Annotated in this window: 16 protein-coding genes; 9 read left to right on the forward strand and 7 right to left on the reverse strand. The window is 70.8% G+C overall.

All coding sequences use genetic code 11. From position 1 onward, the window contains the following. Both ABIE38_RS08065 and ABIE38_RS08070 read right to left on the reverse strand, forming a co-directional pair. Positions 1 to 813 carry a Fic family protein gene (locus ABIE38_RS08065; protein ID WP_354055190.1) on the reverse strand — a complete coding sequence of 271 codons (813 nt, stop codon included), beginning with the start codon at positions 811 to 813 and terminating at the stop codon, positions 1 to 3. Then, positions 810 to 1,748, reverse strand: coding sequence for a putative nucleotidyltransferase substrate binding domain-containing protein (locus ABIE38_RS08070; protein WP_354055192.1), 939 nt, complete (start codon positions 1,746 to 1,748; stop codon positions 810 to 812). Before ABIE38_RS08070 ends, ABIE38_RS08065 begins: the two co-directional genes overlap by 4 nt. A 185-nt stretch (positions 1,749 to 1,933) precedes the next feature. On the opposite strand from ABIE38_RS08070, the gene ABIE38_RS08075 reads away from it, so the two are divergent. The 6 genes from ABIE38_RS08075 (at position 1,934) to ABIE38_RS08100 (ending at position 9,555) form a co-directional block, all read left to right on the forward strand. After that, positions 1,934 to 3,472, forward strand: a complete 1,539-nt coding sequence (locus ABIE38_RS08075; RefSeq protein ID WP_354055193.1) for an amino acid permease — start codon at positions 1,934 to 1,936, stop codon at positions 3,470 to 3,472. A 6-nt stretch (positions 3,473 to 3,478) separates the two neighbouring features. Beyond that, entirely contained in the window at positions 3,479 to 4,360 is an 882-nt protein-coding gene (locus ABIE38_RS08080; RefSeq protein ID WP_354055195.1) for an urea amidolyase associated protein UAAP1, read from the forward strand. Between the two features lie 10 nt (positions 4,361 to 4,370). Next, positions 4,371 to 5,069 carry an urea amidolyase associated protein UAAP2 gene (locus ABIE38_RS08085; RefSeq protein WP_354055196.1) on the forward strand — a complete coding sequence of 233 codons (699 nt, stop codon included), beginning with the start codon at positions 4,371 to 4,373 and terminating at the stop codon, positions 5,067 to 5,069. A 46-nt stretch (positions 5,070 to 5,115) separates the two neighbouring features. Continuing rightward, entirely contained in the window at positions 5,116 to 7,098 is a 1,983-nt protein-coding gene (locus tag ABIE38_RS08090) for a 5-oxoprolinase/urea amidolyase family protein (RefSeq protein ID WP_354055198.1), read from the forward strand. After that, entirely contained in the window at positions 7,095 to 8,828 is a 1,734-nt protein-coding gene (gene atzF, locus ABIE38_RS08095) for an allophanate hydrolase (protein WP_354055200.1), read from the forward strand. The genes ABIE38_RS08090 and atzF overlap by 4 nt, the downstream gene beginning before the upstream one ends. Before the next feature lie 91 nt (positions 8,829 to 8,919). Then, positions 8,920 to 9,555 (forward strand): hypothetical protein, encoded by a 636-nt coding sequence (locus ABIE38_RS08100; RefSeq protein WP_182636773.1) that lies wholly within the window; start codon positions 8,920 to 8,922, stop codon positions 9,553 to 9,555. A 4-nt stretch (positions 9,556 to 9,559) separates the two neighbouring features. Here the strand turns inward: ABIE38_RS08100 and ABIE38_RS08105 are convergent, their stop codons facing one another. After that, entirely contained in the window at positions 9,560 to 10,156 is a 597-nt protein-coding gene (locus tag ABIE38_RS08105; RefSeq protein ID WP_354055202.1) for an HD domain-containing protein, read from the reverse strand. A 231-nt stretch (positions 10,157 to 10,387) separates the two neighbouring features. On the opposite strand from ABIE38_RS08105, the gene ABIE38_RS08110 reads away from it, so the two are divergent. Further along, positions 10,388 to 10,696: a hypothetical protein gene (locus ABIE38_RS08110; protein ID WP_354055203.1), complete on the forward strand. Its 309-nt coding sequence runs from the start codon at positions 10,388 to 10,390 to the stop codon at positions 10,694 to 10,696. 32 nt (positions 10,697 to 10,728) lie between these two features. Here the strand turns inward: ABIE38_RS08110 and ABIE38_RS08115 are convergent, their stop codons facing one another. From ABIE38_RS08115 to ABIE38_RS08130, 4 genes are all read right to left on the reverse strand, one after another. Continuing rightward, positions 10,729 to 11,787, reverse strand: coding sequence for an NAD(P)-dependent alcohol dehydrogenase (locus tag ABIE38_RS08115; protein ID WP_354055205.1), 1,059 nt, complete (start codon positions 11,785 to 11,787; stop codon positions 10,729 to 10,731). A 219-nt stretch (positions 11,788 to 12,006) separates the two neighbouring features. Then, positions 12,007 to 13,353 carry an ice-binding family protein gene (locus ABIE38_RS08120; protein ID WP_354055207.1) on the reverse strand — a complete coding sequence of 449 codons (1,347 nt, stop codon included), beginning with the start codon at positions 13,351 to 13,353 and terminating at the stop codon, positions 12,007 to 12,009. Between the two features lie 387 nt (positions 13,354 to 13,740). Then, positions 13,741 to 14,514, reverse strand: a complete 774-nt coding sequence (locus tag ABIE38_RS08125) for an SDR family NAD(P)-dependent oxidoreductase (protein WP_354055208.1) — start codon at positions 14,512 to 14,514, stop codon at positions 13,741 to 13,743. After that, positions 14,511 to 16,019 carry a flavin-containing monooxygenase gene (locus tag ABIE38_RS08130; protein ID WP_354055210.1) on the reverse strand — a complete coding sequence of 503 codons (1,509 nt, stop codon included), beginning with the start codon at positions 16,017 to 16,019 and terminating at the stop codon, positions 14,511 to 14,513. Before ABIE38_RS08130 ends, ABIE38_RS08125 begins: the two co-directional genes overlap by 4 nt. A gap of 90 nt (positions 16,020 to 16,109) precedes the next feature. Here ABIE38_RS08130 and ABIE38_RS08135 point away from each other — a divergent pair, with 90 nt between their 5' ends. Continuing rightward, the gene (locus ABIE38_RS08135) at positions 16,110 to 17,156 is read left to right on the forward strand and encodes an AraC family transcriptional regulator (protein WP_354055212.1); all 1,047 of its coding nucleotides are present in this window, start codon (positions 16,110 to 16,112) and stop codon (positions 17,154 to 17,156) included. A gap of 62 nt (positions 17,157 to 17,218) precedes the next feature. Further along, complete coding sequence (locus ABIE38_RS08140; protein ID WP_354055214.1) at positions 17,219 to 18,835, forward strand: AMP-binding protein; 1,617 nt, start codon at positions 17,219 to 17,221, stop codon at positions 18,833 to 18,835. Positions 18,836 to 18,846 lie beyond the last annotated feature (11 nt).

Raw genomic sequence — 18,846 nt, forward strand, 5'->3', positions numbered from 1 at the left:
TCAGGTGTCGTGCGTGGTGCCGCGCGGGTCCATCGTGACACGGAGGAATTCGAAGCGGTGCGCCGTCGGATCGACGCTGCGGCGAGGGGGAACCGGCATGGAGGAGACCGCGGCCTGGACCCACGACTCGCGATCCGTCCGGGTGAAGTCCAGATCGACCCCGTGGGAGCGCGCGGCGAGGAGCGCGGTGACGGCGGCGGCGCGGCCGTTGCCCTCGCGGAAGGGGTGGACGTAGTTGAACCGCGCGTACCAGTTGGCCAGGGCGACGGCCACGGTCGTCGTGCGGGCGGCGGCACCTGATGACGTGGCCAGGGCGTCGGCGACGAGTTCCGTGGGGTTCTCTAGTGGAGCGGCCATCATGGGGACACGGGCCGCGGGCGCGAACGCTGACCCCTGTTTGGTGAGGCCGACGATCCGCGGCAGGCCGGCCCAGGCGTACACCTCGCCGAACAGCGCCGCGTGGACACCGGACACCGTCGCGGGGGCGTGGGTGGGATCGCGGAGGAGACGCGCCCCCGCGGCGACGGCCAGGAGGGCCTCCGCGTGGCCGAGTGCTCCCGCCGAGGTGATGCCGAGTGAGTTCTCCAGGACCTGCGTCCCGCGGAGGTAGTAGGGCCTCCGGCGGGACAGGATCCCGGGCCGCGGGCGCCGCGTGGCCTCCGGGGGGAGGGAGTTCCGGATGTGGAGGCGGATCAGCCGCCCGGGGGCGGCCCGGTCGACGAGATCGAGGACCTCGTCGTCGTCGTCCTGCGGTCTCCATCCCTCCAGCGCAGAGACGGCGAGCATCGCGGCGGTCGCCGGGTGGCGGGTCACCCCGGCTCCCGTAGTTCGCCGGAGGACCGGAGGTAGTCGAGGGTGCGTTGCGCGCCGGCGATCTCGCGTGCGGCGGACCGGAGCCCCGCACGCTCGGCCGTCGTGAGGACGGACAGGGGGACCCGGTCGGTTCCGGGCCCGTCGGATCCGGCGCGGAGGCGGATCTCCCACCGCAGACGTGCGGTGACGGCGGCGGCCACGCGCAGGGATTCCCACTGGTCCGGCGGCAGCACGCGGGGGTCGGAGGCGAGCTCCAGGCGTGCATCGGTGGAGGTCGACGTCACCCCTGCGCGCAACGCGGCCCACCGGGCGAGCTTGACGACCGGGGTGAGGACCGAGTCCTTCAGGTCGACGACCGGGTCCGAACGCAGGGTGCGGGTGAGCCGGGACGGCACCGATGCGCGGGTGGAGAGCGCATCGGCGAGGATGTCGGTGAGGACCGCCGGCTGGGTGCGCACGGCTCGTGCGGCGAGGCGGGGCAGGAGTTCCGGGTCGCCGTGGCCGTCCGTCAGGGGCCGGGCGTCGGCGAGCAGCCCCAGGTGGACGACCCCCAGGTCCCGGGCCGGGGCGCCGGCCCAGCCGTCGGCGGCGGTCGACCACCCGGCCAGGGTCCGGACCATCCGGGGATCGGCGGCCGAGGCGGGGGAGGTCTCGGCGAACCAGGGATCGCGCGAGAGGTCGGTGGAGGCGACGGCGCGGCGCACCGCACGGGCGTCGGGGTCTCGGGGGTCGTCGTGGTCGCGGGGGTCATCGTAATCCCCGACGACGGCGAGGGATTCCAGGTCGCTACCCGGGACGGCCTCCCCCCGGCCCACCGATCCGGTGACCCACACCGCGTGTGCCACCGCCGGTCCGAGCCGCGCGGCCAGCTCACGCCGCAGCCCGTCGGACCAGGCCCGCGCGCGCTCGTCGTGTGGATCACGGGAAGGCGCCATGAGGGCATTCGATCACGCGCTCGGGCGGCCCGGCGAGCGGGGAACGAGGGCGTGAGGCCGTGTTAATCGGATCGAAACATCAGGCAACCCGAGGGTCACACGCGATGGGAAAACTATCGGAAGACAGGAAATGGTCCTGACGCCACCCGGGTTCGCAGACCCCCGCCCCGAGAGGAGTGCCGGACATGAGTGACCCCTCCGGACTCACCACCCCGGCCCCCGAACGTCGGGGTGATCACGACGACCTCGCCGATCTCGGCTACGACCAACAGCTCCACCGCAGCCTCGGCACGTTCGCCTCGTTCGCCGCCGGGTTCTCGTTCGTCTCCATCCTCACCACGATCTTCCAGCTGTTCGGCCTCGGGTACGGGTTCGGCGGCCCGGCCTTCTTCTGGACCTGGCCGATCGTGTTCGCCGGCCAGTTCCTCGTGGCGTTGTGCTTCGCGGAGCTCGCGGCCCGGTATCCCATCTCGGGAGCGATCTACCAGTGGTCCCGGCGGATGGGCGGGGAGATCGTGGGGTGGTTCGGCGGCTGGTTCATGATCCTCGCCCAGATCGTCACCGCCTCGGCCGCGGCCATCGCCCTGCAGGTCGTGCTGCCCAGTATCTGGTCCGGTTTCCAGTTCGTCGGCGACGACCCGGCTCTCACCTCGTCGTCCGGCGCCGCGAACGCCGTCCTGCTCGGATCGGTGCTGCTCGTCATCACCACCACGATCAACTCTCTCGGCATCAGGTGGATGGCCTACGTCAACAACATCGGCGTGACCTGCGAGATCGTCGGAGTCGTCGCCGTTGTCCTGGCGCTGTTCACCCACGCCGTCCGCGGGCCGCAGGTCGTCTTCGACACCGCGGGCATGGGGGATCAGCCCGGCTACATCTGGGCGTGGGTCGTCTCCGGGCTCATGGCCGCCTACGTGATGGTGGGATTCGGCTCGGCCGGCGAGCTCGCCGAGGAGACCGTCAACCCGCGCCGGGTCGCCCCCCGGACCATCCGGATGGCGCTGACCGTCTCGGCGTTCGGCGGTGGGCTCATGATCCTCTCCGCGCTCATGGCCGCGCCGAGCCTCACCGACGGCCGGCTGGCCACCGAGGGCCTGCCGTACGTCCTCAACTCCGTACTCGGGAACTTCTGGGGCAAGGTGCTCCTCGTGGTGGTCGTGGTGGCCATCTTCATCTGCACGCTCGCCATCCAGACCGCGGCCACCCGGTTGATGTTCTCGATGGCCCGCGACGGCCGCCTGCCCTTCTCGGCGACCCTGTCCCGCGTGAACCCCCGCACCGGCACCCCGATCGCCCCGGCCGTGTTCATCGGCCTGTCGTGCATCGCGATCCTGCTGGTCAACATGGGCAACGACGCGATCTTCGCCACCCTCGCCTCGGTGTGCATCATCCTCATCTACCTCGCCTACCTCTGCGTGACCGCACCGCTGCTCCTGCGTCGACTCAAGGGGTGGCCGGGCGGCCCCCGTCTCACCGACGCCGAGGGCAAGCCGCTCTTCTCGCTGGGTCGCTGGGGGATCCCCGTCAACGTCATGGCCGTGGGGTACGGACTGCTCATGACGGTCAACCTCGCCTGGCCGCGGTCCGAGATCTTCGACCCCTCGGGCGAGACCCCGTGGCTGCGGTGGGCCGGTGTCGTCACCGTCCTCGCCGTCGTGGGCCTCGGCATCCTGTGCTTCCCCCGCGGTAAGACCCATCCCAAGCCCGTCAAGATCGGAGAGTGACCTGACATGACCAGCACCACCGAGAGCACGTCCACCACCGACAGCACGTCCACGACCGCGGGTGCCCGCGAGCACGCCCGCGCCCAGGCCGGCGCGATCACCGACGCGATGCCGGTCGTCCCCGCCACCGACTGGCCCCGCCCGCCGGCGGACGTCCCGGCCGACCGCCTGACGTGGGCGGAGTCCATCCCCGGTGGCCGGTACACCGCGGTGACCCTGGCCCGGGGCACACGCATCCGACTCACCGACCGGGACGGCACGGCCTGCGCCTCGCTGATGATGTGGCGCGCCGACGCCCCCTGGGAACGTCTCAACACCGCGGACACGGTCAAGGTCCCGTGGCAGGCCTACCTCGGGACCGGCCACCCGCTGCTGTCGGACCAGGGGCGCGTGCTCGCGACGATCGTCGCGGACACCTCCGGTCACCACGACGCGCTGTGCGGTGCCTCGACCCTGGCCGGGAACGTCGCCCGCTACGGGGCCGGGGCGCCGGAATCCGACTCGCCGGCAGGTCGGGAACTGTTGCTGCTGGCGGGGCTCAAGCACGGGCTGGCCGAGCGGGACCTGCCCCACACGGTGTCGTTCTTCCACGGCGTCCGGGTCGACGACGACGGGGCGCTCGTCTCCACCGGGAACGCCCGCGCGGGGTCGACCATCGACCTCGTCCTCCACCTGCCCGTCGTCCTGGCCGTGGCGGTCGCCGACCATCCACTGGATCCGTCGGAGCAGTACCACGCCGGGACCGTGGAGTTCCTGGCCTGGAGCGCTCCGCGGGACCTCGACGCGCTCGTCGACGAGACCTTCCCCGGCCTCGGTCACGACCTCGAGTACCGACGTGCCGTCGCCAACTCCGAGGTCGCCCACCGCGCCTCCACCCCGATCGCCTGAGGAGATCCCCATGACACGTTCGACCGTCACCACCGAGCCCCCGACCACCAACACCCGGTCCGGCGCCGCCGCAGACCGTCCCGCCGCGGACCTTGCGCTCGCCGACGGGGCCGTGGTCGCCGACGAGATCGTCGCCGCCAGAGCCGCCTGGTCCCGCGTCCTGCACGCGGGCCAGACCCTGACCATCGTGGACCTCGAGGGCAACCAGGCCGTCGACACCCTGTTCTACGACGCGCACGACCCCACCCGTCGCTACAGCGCCCCGGCGACCGTCGCCGCCCAGGGGTCGATCTTCCTCACCACCGGCAGTGTCCTGCGGGACGACGCCGGCGAGCCCCTGGTGACGATCTCGGCCGACGAGGTGGGCAACCACGACACCCTCGGGGGAGCGTGTTCGCAGGAGTCCAACACCCTGCGGTACGGCCACCACACCCGGCATCAGCACGCCTGCGTGGAGAACTTCCTCCGGGAGGGCGCCCGGCACGGGCTGGGCAAGCGTGATCTGGTCCCCAACGTCAACTTCTTCATGAACGTGCCCGTGGACGCCGACGGCACCCTCGGCATCGTCGACGGGCTCTCGGCGCCCGGCAAGCGCCTGGCGGTGCGCGCCGACCGCGACGTGATCGTCCTGGTCTCCAACTGCCCGCAGATCAACAACCCGTGCAACGGCTTCGACCCGACGCCGGTGCGGATGATCGTCACCGCCTGAGCGCTGAGCCCTGAGCCAGCCACCCGCCACCACAGGAGAAGCCGCCATGACCCGTCTCGAGATCCTCAACCCGGGACTCATCACCACCGTCCAGGACTGGCCCGGCCGCATCGGGTACTGGGGCGTGGGCGTCCCGCCGTCCGGGGCGATGGACGACTACTCGCTCCGCCTGGTCAACATCGCCGTGGGCAACCCGGAGGGTGCTGCCGGCCTGGAGTGCACGCGGGGTGGCCTGAGGATCCGACCGGATGCCCCGGTCACGGTGTGCGTGGGCGGCGCGCACGTGCGGCCCACCGTGGACGGGCACCCGGTGGCCCAGTGGAAGCCGGTCCTGCTCGACACCGGATCCGTGCTCGACGTCCCGGTGATCGACGGGCCGGGCATGCGCGTCTACGTCGCGGTCTCCGGTGGGATCGACGTGGAGCAGTACCTCGGGTCGTCGTCGACCTTCACCCTGGGACGGTTCGGCGGCCACCAGGGACGCAACCTGGTGGCGGGGGACGCCCTCGCCGTCGGTGAACCCGGACCGGGCGTGGCGCGCCGGATCCTCGCCGAGGAGGTCCCGGCCATCGGCCACCACTGGCACCTCGCCGTGGCCGAGGGGCCGCACGGCGCCCCGGAGTTCCTCACCCGCGCCGGAATGGACGAGTTGTACGCGGCCACCTACGCCGTGCACTTCAATTCGGACCGCACCGGAGTGCGCCTGGAGGGGCCGCGCCCGAAGTGGGCCCGGCCCGACGGCGGGGAGGCCGGCCTGCACCCGTCCAACCTGCACGACAACGCCTACTCGGTGGGGGCCCTGGACTTCACCGGTGACACCCCGATCCTCCTCGGCCCGGACGGCCCGAGCCTGGGTGGGTTCGTCTGCCCGGTCACGGTGATCAGCAGCGACCGGTGGAAGCTCGGGCAGCTCGCCCCCGGGGACACCGTGAAGTTCGTCCGGGTGAGGGTGGACGCCGAGCCCGCTCGGGCCACCCTCGGCGGGGCGCGGTCGGCCGGCCGGCCGTACGTCCTCGGTGACGGCGGTGATCGCGACGACGGCTTGCTGGGCCGCGGCCACACCGCCGACGGGGTCACCGAGGTCACCTATCGCCGCGGTGGCGACGACAACGTGCTGGTCGAGTACGGCCGCATGGAGCTCGACCTCGAGCTGCGGGCCCGCGCCCACGCCCTCTACCTGCACCTCCGGGCGAACCCCGTCCCCGGCCAGCAGGACCTCACCCCGGGCATCCGGTCGCTCCAGGTCAAGATCACCCCGGGCCTCAGCACCGTCGCCTCGACCCTCGCGGCACTGCGCGAGGCCGAGACCGCCATGCCCGCGGCCGAGTCCCTGGTGGTGCCGAGCAGACGGGTCCGGCTCCCGCTGAGCTGGGACGACCCCGCCACCAAGGAGGCGATCGAGCGCTACATGTACGGAGTGCGCGACGACGCCCCCTGGTGCCCCTGGAACATCGAGTTCATTCGCCGGATGAACGGCCTCGAGACCGCCGACGACGTCTACCGCACCGTCTTCGACGCCGAGTACATGGTGCTGGGGCTCGGGGATGTCTACCTCGGCGCCCCGGTGGCCACCCCGCTGGACCCGCGCCACCGCCTGGTGACGACCAAGTACAACCCCGCCCGGACGTGGACGGCCGAGAACTCGGTGGGCATCGGCGGCGCATACCTGTGCATCTACGGAATGGAGGGACCGGGCGGCTACCAGTTCGTGGGCCGCACCACGCAGGTGTGGAACCACCGGCACCCGGAACCGGCACCGGGTTTCGACGCCGAACACCCGTGGTTGCTCAGGCACTTCGACCGCATCTCCTGGGACCCTGTCTCCTCCGAGGAGCTGGCCGATCTCCGGGCCGACACCGCCGCCGGACGGGGGCTCGTCGACATCACCGACGACACGTTCTCCCTGGCCGAGCACAACGCCTTCTGCGAGCGGGAGGCCGACTCGATCGCCTCCGCCAGACGCCGCATGGAACACGCCCGCGCCGAGGAGTTCTCGCGCTGGGCCGCCAGTGGGGAGCTGAGCGCATGAGCGGCACCGTGACATCCGCCGGGCTGAGGGACACCGCGGCGGCGAGGGTCGACGACGTGCTGGCGCGCCTGGCCGCGGCGGACCGTCCCGAGGTGTTCCTGCAGGTCCGAGACCGCGAGGACCTGGTATCCGACATGGCCGCCTCCCTCGCGGCCGGGGGCCCGCTCGCCGGCCTGACGCTGGCAGTGAAGAACAACGTCGACGTGGCGGGACTGCCCACCACCGCCGCCTGTCCGGGGTACGCGTACACGCCCGATCAGGACGCCGTGGCCGTCGCACGTTTGCGCGCGGCCGGGGCGGTGGTCCTGGGGGCGACGAACCTCGACCAGTTCGCGACCGGACTCGTGGGCACCCGCAGCCCTTATGGGGCCGTGCGGGCCGCCCACCGCCCTGACCACATCTCAGGGGGGTCGAGCTCCGGGTCGGCGGTGGCGGTGGCGCTGGGGATCTGCGACCTGGCCATCGGCACGGACACCGCCGGGTCGGGCCGGATCCCGGCCGGGCTCAACGGCATCGTGGGGATCAAGCCCACGCTCGGGGTGGTCTCCACAGACGGAGTCGTGCCGGCGTGCGCGAGCTACGACTGCGTGACCATCCTCGCCCGCGACGTTCCGACCGCCACACGTGCGACCGGGGTGATGGCCGGCGGTGAGGGCACCCGGGACTGGCCCGCCGACGCTCCGCTGGAGGCGGGACCGGGCGCCACGCTCGCCGTCCCGCGTGAGTTGGTGGCGATGGCGCCGGGGTGGGCCGAGGCGTTCGCCTCCGCCGTCGAGCAGGCCCGTGCGCTCGGGTACCGGGTGGTGGAGATCGATCTCGACCCGTTCCTCGCCGCGGCCCGGCTGCTCTACGACGGCGCACTCGTGGCCGAGCGATACGAGGCCGTCGGGGACTTCCTCGACTCGGTCCGCGACCCGGACGCGGGCGTCGATCCGACCGTCCGCGACATCATCGCCCCCGCTCGCGATATCGGCGCGGTGGATCTGCTGCGTGACCGGCGGAAGGTCGAGGCACTGCGGAGCGACGCCCTCGCCGAACTCGACCGGCTGGGCGCGACGGCGCTGCTCGTGCCCACCGCGCCGTTCCACCCGACGCTCGCCGAGGTGGAGGCCGACCCGATCGCCCTCAACAGCCGGATGGGGACGTACACGAACTTCTGCAACCTCTTCGACCTGTGCGCCGTGGCGGTGCCGACCGGCGAGATCGACGAGGGGGACCGCGGGACAGCGCAGTTCGGCGTGACCGTGGTCGGGCGGCCGTTCCACGACGGGCCGGTGGCCGACATCGCGGCCGCCCTCGCCGGCGAACGCGGGTCCGGTGCGGAACCGCTCGTGCCGTGGCCGCTGAGCGCGGGGGCGCCGGCCGTCGACCTGGTGGTGTTCGGTGCACACCGGCGTGGGGGCCCGCTCGAACACCAGCTCACCTCGCGCGGCGCCGCATGGCGCGGCCACGTGCGCTCAAGCTCGGATTACCGGATGTACCGACTCGACACCGAGCCGCCGAAGCCGGGGGTCCTGCGTCACCCGGACGGCGCCGCGTTGCTCGGCGAGAGGTGGACCGTCTCCCCGGCGGCGCTCGGCAGCTTTCTCGACCAGCTCCCCAGGCCGATGCAGCTCGGCCGGGTGACGCTCGAGGACGGCACGGAGATGGTCGGCTTCGGTTGCGAGCCCACGGCCGTCACCGCCGAGGCCGACGATCTCACCGAACTCGGGGAGTGGCCCCTCGGGTGAGCCGGGGACGGGCGGGCCCACCCCGCGGCGGCGGATACGCTGGGCGTCAGGTCCGCACCCGCCGCGGCATCGAACAGTGAGGTGAGCGCCAGTGAGTCAGCTCGTGTCCTTCTACGAGACCGCGCCCGTCACCGACAAGCGCGGTCTGCTCACCGACGTCATCCAACGACCCATGCAGGTGCGGTCGGGGTATGACGTGGTGGAGGGCGAGGTCGTCCCCCGGGTGGTCTACGTGCAGGCGCCGATCGAGGGCCGCCCGCTGCTCGTGCCGTTCGGCCAGTACGACGCGTGGAGCCTGCGGCAGCGGTTCGAGGAGGCGCTGAGGGTGATGAACACCCTGGGGGCCTGCGAGATCGAGTGCGCCACCTACAGTGCCCGCCGCAACGCCGTCGCCGCACGGGTGGGGGTGGGACCGATGGCCGGGTGGGGCAAGGTGACCCGCACCCAGAGCACGGATTTCGACTATTCCTTCTCGGGCTCGGGGGCCTCCCCTCGAGACCCCGGGCCGATCCGGTGGACCAACATCCCCGGCCTGGACGCCGCCAAGCAGTCGGTGCTGCTCAACGGCGGACGCCGGGTGGAGATCACGATCGAGTCGGAGTCCGAGTTCGCCGCGGACTCGGACCTCGCCCGGCGCCTCAAGTCCTCCGGCCTGGTACTCGGCCTCGAGGGGCGGACCCAGGCCAAGACCCTGCTGCGGATCAAGGCGGAGTTCCCGGCGGTGTGACCCTTCAGTCGCCGTTCGCCGGCGCCAGGGCAGCGAGGTCGTCCACCGCCCGGCGGAGCTCACGCGAGGCCGCGCAGTCACCGAGCCGTCGTGTGACCGCCTCCGCGATCGATCGGTAGAACCACAGCTTCTCCTGCGGCCCGGCGTTGAAGAGCCCCCACATGTCGTCACCGAGTCGTTCGTGGGCGGCGACCATCGAGCGCAGGTTGTGGATCTTGTCGGCGGCCGAGATGAGCAGGCATTCCTCGGAGTCCTCCGCGAGCGCGGCGAGGTACCCCTCCTTGCGGACGCGCCACGGCGGGGTCTGCTCTCCGGCGGTCTTCTCCTCCGAGACGCCGCGGACGAGCTCGGTGACCCGCTCGCCGAACTCCGCGGTCATGTCGTCGGCCGAGTAGACCGACGGGGGAACGTCCTCGAGGACGTCGTGGAGCAGGGCGGCGACCGCCACGTCCGGGTCGTCGGTGAAGTCGGAGACGATCATCGCGACCGCCACGGGGTGCGCGATGTAGGGCGTCGGGTCGTCCTTGCGGGTCTGGCCGGCGTGGCAGCGAGCTGCGACCGCGAGGGCGCGGTCGGTGGTGGGGGTCCAGGTGAGTGACATGGTGCTCTCCTCTGCGGGAGGGGTCCCGGTGCCGGGCGACGCCACCGGGTCGTGGGACGGGCGCGGGTCGCCGGGGGTCCGGCGGCCGGAAAGCCTGGTCTTCCCACACCCCGAGTAGACACCACGGGTACGACTGGCCGGGTCGGTCCCGGCCTGTGCCGGGTCCGCTGGAACCGATCGGCGGGGTGGGGACGTCGTACCTCATGACCACGACGACGACGAGGTGAGCAGATGCCCGACGGGACGATCAGAGCGGATGCGGACAGGATCGGGGCCGCCGTCGCGGTGTTCCGAGAGTCCGGTGAGCGTGTCGCGGAGGTGGCGTTCCCGCACGTCGCGGCGGGGGTGGCGGCCGCGCTGCCCGGGGGGTCGGCGATCGCCTCAGCCCTGGACCGGGCGTGCGGCGCCGCGGCGGTGTGCGCGACCCGGAGCTCGGGGCGCCTGACAGGGCTGGCGGACTTCGCCGAGCAGGCGCACCGGTTCCTCCAGGCGCGGGACGAGGACTTCGCGGACCTGCTCGCGCAGGTCGCCCCGCGGTGAGTCAGACCGCGGCGAGCCCCCGTCCCGGTGACTCAGAACGTCTTGGCGTCGATCACGAACCGGTAGTGCACGTCTGACCGGACCACGCGGTCGTAGGCCTCGTTGATCTTGTCCGCCGAGATGAGCTCGATCTCGGCGGTGATCCCGTGCTCGGCGCAGAAGTCGAGCATCTCCTGGGTCTCGGGGATCCCGCCGATCATCGACCCGGTCAGGATCTTGCGCCCGGCGGCGACGGACCCGGCCCGCACCGACATCGGCTCGGTCGGGATCCCGATGTTCACCAGCGCCCCGCGCGGCTTGAGAGTGGCGAGGAACCGGTCCAGTGGCAGGTTCGCGGACACCGTGTTGAGGATGACGTCGAAGGTGCCGCGGAGTCCCCGGAGGTTGGCCTTACCCTCGTCGCCGGCGGTCGCGTAGTGCTCGACGGCGCCGTACCGCAGCGAATCGTCCCGCTTGGAGGTGGTCTGCGACAGGACCGTCACCTCGGCGCCCATCGCCACCGCGAGCTTCACACCGACGTGTCCGAGCCCGCCCATGCCGAGCACGGCGACCTTGGTGCCCGGGCCGACGTTCCACTGCCGCAGCGGCGAGAACATGGTGATCCCCGCGCACAGGAGCGGCGCCGCCGCGGCCGGGTCGAGCCCGTCCGGGACGGACACCACCATGGGCTCCTCGACCACGATGTGGGTCGAGTACCCGCCCTGGGTGACGGGCCCCTCCGGATGGTCCTCGGGCAGCGGGGACCCGTAGGTCGCCACAGCCCCGCGCTCGCATTCCTGCTCCTGGCCCGCGGTGCAGGACGAGCACTCGTGGCAGGCGCCCACCAGGCACCCGACGCCGACGCGGTCGCCGACCGCGTGCCGGGTGACCTCGGAACCGACCTCCTGGACGATGCCGACGATCTCGTGCCCGGGCGCCACGGGGTAGGCGGTCTGGCCCCACTCGCCGCGCACGTGGTGGATATCGGAATGGCAGATTCCTGCGTACTCGATCTCGATCAGCACATCGGCCGGGCCGGTCTCCCGACGCCGGATCGTGGTCTTCTCCAGAGGCGCGTCCGGTGCGGTGGCGGCGACGGCGGCGACGTCCATGTGATCTCCCTGTGGTCGAGTGCAGTGTGAGTCGAGTGCAGTGTGAACTGACTGTTGATCCCGTGTCCCGCCACAGTAGAGGCGATCGCGCCTCGTCTGCCTAGGGCAGGGGGTGGTCGCGGGCGGCGCGGTAGTCACCAGCGGGGTGCGCAGTCGACGTGGAGCAGACCGAGGCCCCGCACCGGATCGCCCGGTGCGGGGCCTCGGCCTCGTGTCAGATCAGCGGATCAAGGGCAACGGGGGCAGCCTGACTCCGGCGGGCAGTGGCAGCTCGAAGTCGCCCATCGAACCGGTCATGAGGACGGCCGTGTTGGCGGTCATCGCGCCGTTGACGCCGCCCGCGATACCGGGTTCTCCGCCGCGGCCGTTGGGGGACTCGGGGCCCGGTGCCATCGGCGCGGGGGCGACGGGCTGGAGCGGGGCCGGTCCCGGCATGGCCGATCCTGCCAGTGGCGGGAAGTCCGGAAGGGCGGGCAATGGGAAGCCCAGATCCCCGAGCGACTGACCGATCATCGGTCCGACGACCGGCGCGGCCGCGACCGAGCCTCCGATCAGGATGGCCGGGAGCAGGATCGGGAGGAGGGGCGTGACGGACGAGCCGTTGGGGACGGTCGTCGTGGGAACCGGCACCGAGGTGGTCGGAGTCGTCGAGTCGGACGGCCCCGTGGTGGTGGTGGTCGTCGTCGAGTCGTCGGGATCGGTCGTATCCGTGGTGGTCGGAGTCGTAGGCACGGAGGTCGACGGATCGGTCGTCTCGGTGGTGGTGGGCGTCGTGGGCTCGGTGGTATCCGTCGGCTCGGTCGTGGTCGGCGTCGTCGTCGGGACGGTGGGTTCACCGCACGGTGTGATGTTGATCGTGTTGGTGTCGAGGGTGACAGCTCCCGCGGTTTGTGCGAGCAAGCGACCCTGCACTGTTGCGCCGGTGTTCGCAGTGATATCGGCCAGGGTCATCACTGTGCCCACAAAGTTGGTGCCCACACCCAGAGTCGCCGAGCTGCCCACCTGCCAGAACACGTTGCACGGGTTGGCTCCGTTGATGAGCGAAACCGTACTGTCTGACCCGGTGACCAGAGTGGAGCCCGCCTGGAAGATGAAGACCGCGTTCGGGTCGTTCTCCCCGTCGAGGGTGACGGTTCCGGTCAGGTTCATCGAAGAGGTCGCGTTGTACGTGCCACTCGTCAGGGGCGCGGGGAGGTCGCCGATCTGGGAGTAGTTCGCAGTGTCGCTGGGCGGTTGGCTCTCCGCCTGGTTGTAGGCGATGGTCAGGTCGGCCTGCGCCTGCTGGGCGGCCGCGTTGGTGGCGTTCGTCGTCCCGGTCACCGTCGCCGCACCCATTCCGGTGATGGCGGTTCCCGGAGACAGGCCGATATCTCCATTGATGGTGGAGGGGCCGGTATTGGTGATCTGCGCGCCGGCGATCACCGCATAGGACCCTGCGGTTCCGAGATTGATGCTGGTCTGAGCCGAGGCGACTGTGCCGAGCATCGTCATCGAGGCGACGGTCGTCAGTGCGATGCCCGCCACCAGCCAGCGTCGAAGAGAACGGGTGTGTGTAGGTGCGTGCACCGATGTCATGATTTCCCACTTACGTGTGGTCCTGCTGAGGGGAGTCGCGAGGATTCTCGCGAGAGGTCGTGCAGAGGGTGGAGTAGAGGGGTGGTGCAGGAGGAACCTTCAATGGGGCGAGCGTGGTGCGGGGGCTCAAGCCGAATTCCTTATGTCCAGTATGCCCTGATCTCAGGAATTTACAATGCACCAATTGATAACGGAAGGCAGACCGGCTGGGCATCGTCGCTTGTCAGCGGGTTACAGTCTCGGTTTCGAATGCGGGGAATGGGCGCTCGGTATCACCCCGACGGTGGGCCGAAAGGTGGGAAAGGAAAGGTTATACCGAGATGATTCACGGGCGATTGAACGCCCGCATGGCAGAGGGCTCTCACGACATGGTGGCGGTCAACCCCGTCGCTCGACCACGCGGCCGATGAGACGTGTCCCGGCCAGGAAGGGGACCCGGGTGAACCGCTTGGAGTACCAGGTGGCGGTGCTCAGCGCGTCCGGAGTGATGACCAACCGCCGGGCCTGGATGGCCCGGACCGATCGCGCGGCGACCTTCTCGGAGGTCAAGGGGGTCCTGGAGAGGAGCATGCGTGCCGCCTCGTCGGCCTTCGGGTCGTCTCCGGAAAGTGAATCGGCGAGTCCGGACCGGAAGAAGAGCGGGCAGATGACGGACGCGCTGATGCCGCGGGGGCGCAGTTCGGCGTCGAGGGTCTCCGCCAGCGCGACGGCCGCGGCCTTGGTCGCGTTGTAGGCGCCCATATGAGGCGCGTGCACCAGACCTGCGGCGGAGGCGGTGATGACGACCCGACCGCCTCGTCCGAGCGTCGGGACCAGTGCCTTGCAGCCGCGGACCACGCCGAGCAGATTGATGTCGACGATGCGCTTCCACGTCTCCATCGAGGTGGAATCCAACCGGCCGCCGACCGCGATGCCAGCGTTGTTGATGAGGATGTCGAGCGACTCGACCGACCGGGCGGCGGCGGCCCAGTCGTCGTCGTCGGTCACGTCGAGTTTGAGGTAGCTCCACCGGCCGGAGAGGTCACTCACGGCGGGTGGGGCCTCGGCATGGAGGTCGGTCAGGATGACCTCGTCGCCGGCCGCGAGGTACTCGCGGGCGAGCGCCAGGCCCAGCCCCGAGGCGGCGCCGGTGATGAAGACGCGGCGGGTCATCGGACGGCCTCCTGTGGGATCTGCGCGTCGAACGCCATGCCGCGGCGCTGGTCACCGAAGGTCAGCTCCGGGATCTCGGCGAGGTAGTTCTGTACGTATGTCCAGGGACGGTCGGTTCCCTGCCTCGGGAAGCGGTGTACGCCGCGCTGGACATACCCGGCATCGAGGTCCAGAAGGGGGCGATCGCCCTTCACCTCGGGAGGGATCGGCGCGTAGATCTTCTCCCCGTTCTTCTCCCCGGCCCGCCACAACTTGACCATGTAGCGGGAGACCATGTCCGCCCGCAGGGTCCAGGAGGCGTTGACGTATCCCACGGTGAAGCTGAAGTTGGGCACGCCGGCCAGCATCATGCCGCGGTACGTGGTCAGGTCGGCGGGCTCGAGCTCGCGACCGTCGATGCTCAGGGTTCCGCCGCCGAACGCCTCGAGTTCCAGGCCGGTGGCGGAGACGATGACGTCCGCCTCGAGCTCCACTCCCGATCGCAGGCGGATACCGCGCTCGGTGAAGGTGTCGATGTGTCCGGTCACCACGCGCGCGCCCCGCTGCATCGCCCGGAAGATGTCCCCGTCGGGGGCCTTGCACACCCGCTGGTCCCAGGGCTTGTACGACGGCGTGAAGTGCTCGGCGATCTGCTCGCTGGAGATGTAGCGGCGTTGCAGGAGCCGCAACCCCTGGGTGAAGGCCCAGGGGAACCGCTGAGCGACGAGATACTGGACCATGTCGCGAGCGCCGTGGGTGAAACGGGCGGCGCGGTACGCCGGTTGGGCCGGCAGCACGCGTTGCCACACTGCGCTGATGATGTCCTTCTCGGGAAGCGGGGCGACGTAGCTCGGGGTCCGCTGGAGCATCGTGACGTCGGCACCGAGGTTCTCCAGGGCCGGGACGAGGGTGACGGCGGTGGCCCCGGACCCGATCACGATGAACTTCCGCCCCGCGTAGTCGACGCCCTCGGGCCACTGCTGAGGGTGGATGATGTCGCCGGCGAAAACCTGCTCGCCCGGGAAGTCGGGTCGGAAACCCTGTGTGTGCGAGTAGTAGCCGGAGCCGAAGTGGACGCGGCGGGCCCACACGGTGCGCTCGGTGGAGCTCCCGCCCTCGGCCCGGACGCTCGTGACCTTCCACAGGCCCTTCTCGCTGCGCCAATCGGCGTTCCGGATCCAGGACCCCAGGTGCAGGCGGTCGAGGACTCCGCAGTCACGGGCGGTGTCCCGGATGTACTCCTTGATCTCCTCGCCCTGCCCGAGGGTCGAGGAGTGCGGCCAGGGGCGGAACGGGAAACCGAACGTGGCCATGTCCGAGTCCGACCGGATCCCCGGGTAGCGGAAGGTGTTCCAGGTGCCGCCCAGGTCGTCCTGCGCGTCGTGGACCTCCCACGACCAGTGGGGGAACGTGGTGGAGACGTGGTGGGCCAGGTCGATCCCGGAGATGCCGGCGCCGACGATCAGGAGGTCCAGCGGGTTCTCGGGTGCGCCGGCCGGTGGGCGGCGGTCAGCAGAGGCTGTCATAGGGAGGACGATAGTCCCGATCTCGGCGACTAAGTTGCCGGAACGCGCCAAGAGCTTGCTCTATCGCGCCATCTGGCGGAGAGTTCCGACGTGGCATACGTGAGATCGGCAGGCCTGAGGGGCGTCCGGGCGGTGATCGATTCGCTCGGAGGCGATGCCGACGACCTGGCCCGGCGCAGCGGGCTGCCGGGCGGAGCTCTCGACAGCGACGAGATCCTGGTGCAGGATCTCGCGATCGGGTTCCTTCTCGAGACAGCGGCCGTCGAGCTGCGGTGTCCCGACTTCGGTCTGCGGGTGGCGTTGCGTCAGGACCTGGGTCTGCTCGGCCCCGTGGCCGCGGCCATCAGGCACGCCCCGACCACCACCCGGGCGTTGGAGATGACCTCCAAGTATCTGTTCTTCCATGCCCGGTCGCTCGAGATCACGGTCGTCCAGGACCCGGAGGCGGACCCCGGTGTGCTGGGGGTGCGGTTCGGCTACCGCGACGACGCGGCCGCGCTGCCGCCCCAGGCGGTCGACATGGTCCTGCTCTTCCTGCACCGGTCCATGCTCGCCCTCCTCGGGGGGGAGTACGGACTGCTGTCGGTCGAGCTCCCGAACCCGCTCAACACGCGGCCCGCTCGCTACCGGGAACTGTTCTCCGCCCCGGCGAGACCACTCGCGACGGCCGCGATGCTCCGCGTCCCCGCCGCACTGCTCGGCCGGGAGATCACGGGCGGCGACCTGATGGCCCATGAGCTGGCTCTGAGCTATCTGGAACAACACGGTCCCGCACGGGACCAGACCTACGCCGAGCGGACCAGGGCCCTGCTGCTGCGCTCCCTCGACACCGGAACCTCGACCCTCGGCGACGTCGCCGCGCTCCTGTCGGTCTCGCCGCGGACCCTGCAGCGGCAGCTGACCGGCGAGGGCACGTCCTTTTCCGCGATCCGGGACGAGGTGCGCCGCGATGTGGCCGCCCGATTGCTGGCCACCACCGAGATCCCCCTCTATCAGATCGCCTCGGCCCTGGCTCTCGACGATGTGACGACGTTCAGTCAGTATGCGCGCCGCTGGTGGGGGGTCACGGCCAGGCAGTTCAGGGCCGACAGGAGGGGGCCGGGCGTCGTCGGCCGGACCGCGATCGAGCTTTCCTGACGAGTGTCAGCTGATCTGGCTATGATCCAGATCACACCGCCCCTGCGTCCCCGAGGACCCCCATGGCCGACACCGTCCGCGAACAACTCCGCCGTCACGCCGACTCCGACACCCCGGCGATCCGCTACGAGGACCTGACCGTCACCTGGCGCGAGTACATCTCGGCCGCCGACCGCCGCGCCGGAGCCCTCGACGCGCTGCTCGACGACTCCCGGCCCCGACACGTGGGCACCCTCCTGGAGAACACTCCGGAGATGCTCTATGCGCTCGCCGCCGGCGCCCTCGGAGGTGTCGTCATCGCCGGCATCAACGCCACTCGTCGCGGTGAGGGGCTGGCCCGCGACATCAGGCGAGCGGACTGCCAGGTCCTGCTCACCGACTCCCAGCTCATGCCGCTGCTCGACGGGCTGGACCTGGGGGATGTCAGTGTCATCGACACGGACTCCGACGAGTGGGCGGCCACGGTCGCCGCGTCGGAACCCCCGGCCGATCCCCCGGTGGTCGATGCCGGGGACCCGTTCATGCTCATCTTCACCTCGGGGACCTCCGGCGACCCGAAAGCGGTGCGGGTCGGCAACTTCACGGTCACCATGTCGGGCGAGGCGCTCGCGCCGTCCTTCGAGCTCACCGCCGAGGACGTTCTGTACCTGTCCATGCCGCTGTTCCACTCCAACGCCATCATGAGCGGCTTCTCGCCCGCGATCGCCGTGGGCGCCACGATGGTGCTCGCCCGACGCTTCAGTGCGACCCGCTTCGGCGAGGACATCCGCAGGTACGGCGTCACGTACATGAACTACGTGGGTAAACCGCTCGCGTACATCCTCGACACCCCGGTTCGCCCCGACGACGCGGAGACCACCCTCCGCGCGGCCTTCGGGAACGAGGCCGCGGCCAAGGACATCCCCGCGTTCGCCGAGCGGTTCGGCTGCACCGTGCGGGACGCCTACGGCTCCACCGAACTCGCGATCATCGTGGTCCGGACCGAGAACTCGCCACTCGAGTCCATCGGCGAGCCGTTCCCGGGTGTCGCGGTGTACGACCCGGTGACGGTGACGGAATGTCCCCGAGCGATCTTCGACGACACCGGAGCGGTGGCCAATCTCGCCGAGTGCGTGGGCGAGCTGGTCAACACCGAGGGCGCCGGCTTCTTCGCCGGTTACTACAACAACGAGCAGGCCACGTCCGATCGCATGCGGGACGGAATGTACTGGTCCGGCGACCTGGCCTACCGCGACGCGGACGGCAACGTGTACATGGCCGGTCGCAGCGGGGACTGGCTGCGGGTCGACGGGGAGAACATGGCCGCCGGAATCGTCGAGGAGATCCTCCTCCGGCATCCCGCGGTCTCCCGGGTGGCGGTCTACGGACTGCCCGACCCCCGCGGCGTCGGCGACCAGCTCGCCGCGGCCGTGGTGGTCCGGCACGACAGCGAACTCGACCCCGCCGGTCTCGAGGAGTTCCTGGCCTCCCAGCCCGATCTCTCCCCCAAGGCGTGGCCGCGATGGGTGCGGGTCTCCGATGCCCTCCCCACCACCGCGACCAACAAGATTCTCAAGAGAGATCTGATCAAGGACGGCGTGGGCGGCACCGCCGGCGACGCCGACACCTGGTGGGAGCGTGAGGAGCGCGGCACGGCGTACTCGGTCCTCACCGGACCCCGCGCGGGTACTGCGGTCTGATGGACCGCGAC

This window comes from Dietzia sp. 2505, from assembly GCF_040546785.1.
Taxonomy (GTDB): Bacteria; Actinomycetota; Actinomycetes; order Mycobacteriales; family Mycobacteriaceae; genus Dietzia.